Origin of the sequence: Phaeovulum vinaykumarii, from assembly GCF_900156695.1 — a bacterium.
In the GTDB taxonomy this organism is placed as follows: domain Bacteria; phylum Pseudomonadota; class Alphaproteobacteria; order Rhodobacterales; family Rhodobacteraceae; genus Bieblia_A; species Bieblia_A vinaykumarii.
On sequence record NZ_FTOM01000023.1, the window covers coordinates 1 to 2,112 of the forward strand.

The window sequence follows — 2,112 nt, forward strand, 5'->3', positions numbered from 1 at the left end:
GCGGGGTGGAGCAGCCCGGTAGCTCGTCAGGCTCATAACCTGAAGGTCGTAGGTTCAAATCCTACCCCCGCAACCAATATAATACAAGATATCAGCCGCTTAAGAGCCTCCCGAACGGGAGGCCTTTTGCGTTCCGAGCCCGTGTCAACACTGTGTCAACAGAACGCTGGCGGCGCGTTGGCGCCGAGTCGCACAGCACTCTCCGCTTGATCGAGCCGCGCCCGCGAGCGTGGTAGTCCCCGACATCACCACGGGAGACTACCCCATGCCCAAGACCAACGACGCCGCGCTCGCCGCGTTCATCGCGCGGAAGGCCGAGATCGACGCGGCCCTCGACCGAATCCGCGCCGCCAGCGACGACCACTTCTTCACCAGCCCCGAGGACGTCCACTGGGGCCATGTCACCGCCCTCGCTGATCATGCGGCGCTGCTCCAGCGGATCACGGAAGCGGTATACTCTGGAGGGCAACTGGGGCGGTGATCGGCATCCAATCGGTAAACGTCTGTTTTAAAAGGGCGAAATGCATCGCTTGTTCGCGGCTTGCTCCACCAGGGGCTGCAACGGGAGATCCGATTCGTTATTGTAATCTTCACCTCCACATACTATCTTCCGGAGGCGCTGGCGGTGTACGCCCCAGCACTCATTTATTTAGGGGCACCCTCGGGTGCCCCATACTTTATGGATCGAGAGCGTGCTGCAGATCGCCGTTTTTGTTGATGCCGGGTACGTCTACGCGCAGGGTTCCGCGCTGATTGCTGGCCAGAAGCAACCGCGGACGGCCATCGAACTCAACGTAAAAGAGATACTCGCAAGACTGCGCAAGGTAGCGGAGGAAGCCTGCCCTGAAGGCCGCATGCTCCGCACCTACTGGTACGACGGCCTGCTTCGTGGCGGTCGGCCAAACTCCGAGCAGATCGAGGTCGCCAACGCGCGACTGTCGAAACTGCGGCTCGGCATGGTCAACAGTAAGGGCGAGCAGAAAGGTGTAGATTCGTTGATTGTGACGGATCTGATCGATCTCGCCCGCAACCGTGTCATTAGTGATGCGCTTATCGTTTCTGGCGACGAGGACATCCGGATCGGTGTTCAGGTAGCCCAGACCTTCGGAGTCCAGGTTCATCTACTTGGGATTAAGCCTGCTCGCGGCTCTCAATCTCCAGACCTGATCCAAGAAGCCGACACCCATAGGGAATGGACTGAAGACGATGTGAATGCGTTTCTTGTAGTTCGTTTACCGGCGCCGCCAGCGGGCCAACCAAGTGCTCTCGTTGCTCCGCAGTCCGAAGCGGCCGTAGGCTCGGAGGCCGAGACCTTGGAAGCCGCTGTTGAAGCTGAAATGGTAGCTACGATTGCGCAACTTGATGCGACGAAACGCGAGTCGGTCCGTGCGGCTGTGCAAGCGACACCAGGTAGGGTGCCGCCTGAGTTGGATCGGCCGACTTTGGCTCGTATCCGGAATCGCGTAGGCCGCGACTTGACCGACGCAGAGCGGAAAGCGTTCAGGGTCAAGTTTTCCCAGCGTTTGGCCGAGTAGCTGATCTCTATCCCATCGAAAGTCACGCCGCCGCCGTCGCGATCCCGTCCAGCCGCACCGCGACGCTGGTGACTCCGCTCCCGGCCGTCTCGACCGCCACCCCGATGGGAAATCGTCCCGCGGCCGGGGTGGTCACCACCTTCGCCGTGTTGTCCCACGCCACGCGCGCGCCGACCGTCAGCACCGCGGCGCTGGCCTTCGGCAGCTGGAACACGCCGGTGGTGGAGAGCTCGACCGGGTCGCCCTCGGCCGAGGAATAGGCGGCGATGCCGAAGATGCTGCCCACAATCAGCGCGTCGCCCGAGGCGATGCCGCCCGCGGGCGTCGTGACGCGGACGATGTGGCCGTTCTGGAGGTAGTTCTTCATCTCAGAGCCCTTTCGAGGATTGGATGCGGACGACCGAGATGCGGTCGGTCGCCCCTGCGATCTGCCGGTTGAGGTCCGCGAGCGCGGCGGCCATCTCGCCGTCGCTTGCGTAGGTGAGCCGATCTGCACGGTGCTGCCGATCGCCCCCTCCACCTATTATGATCGCCAGGCGAAGCGGTCTGATCCGGCGCGGTTGTCCGACCGTGCCCG

4 protein-coding genes are annotated in these 2,112 nt (G+C 62.4%); 2 read left to right on the forward strand and 2 right to left on the reverse strand.

Translation table 11 applies throughout. The features are described 5' to 3' along the window. The first annotated feature begins 265 nt into the window (after nucleotides 1–265). Nucleotides 266–481: a hypothetical protein gene (locus BW949_RS16355; RefSeq protein WP_076367999.1), complete on the forward strand. Its 216-nt coding sequence runs from the start codon at nucleotides 266–268 to the stop codon at nucleotides 479–481. A 211-nt stretch (nucleotides 482–692) separates the two neighbouring features. After that, complete coding sequence (locus tag BW949_RS16360; protein ID WP_076368003.1) at nucleotides 693–1,535, forward strand: NYN domain-containing protein; 843 nt, start codon at nucleotides 693–695, stop codon at nucleotides 1,533–1,535. A 22-nt stretch (nucleotides 1,536–1,557) separates the two neighbouring features. Here the strand turns inward: BW949_RS16360 and BW949_RS16365 are convergent, their stop codons facing one another. Then, nucleotides 1,558–1,902: a DUF2190 family protein gene (locus tag BW949_RS16365; RefSeq protein ID WP_076368001.1), complete on the reverse strand. Its 345-nt coding sequence runs from the start codon at nucleotides 1,900–1,902 to the stop codon at nucleotides 1,558–1,560. Nucleotide 1,903: 1 nt separating this feature from the next. After that, nucleotides 1,904–2,062 (reverse strand): phage head-tail joining protein, encoded by a 159-nt coding sequence (locus tag BW949_RS17260; RefSeq protein WP_412779808.1) that lies wholly within the window; start codon nucleotides 2,060–2,062, stop codon nucleotides 1,904–1,906. Nucleotides 2,063–2,112: the final 50 nt, after the last annotated feature.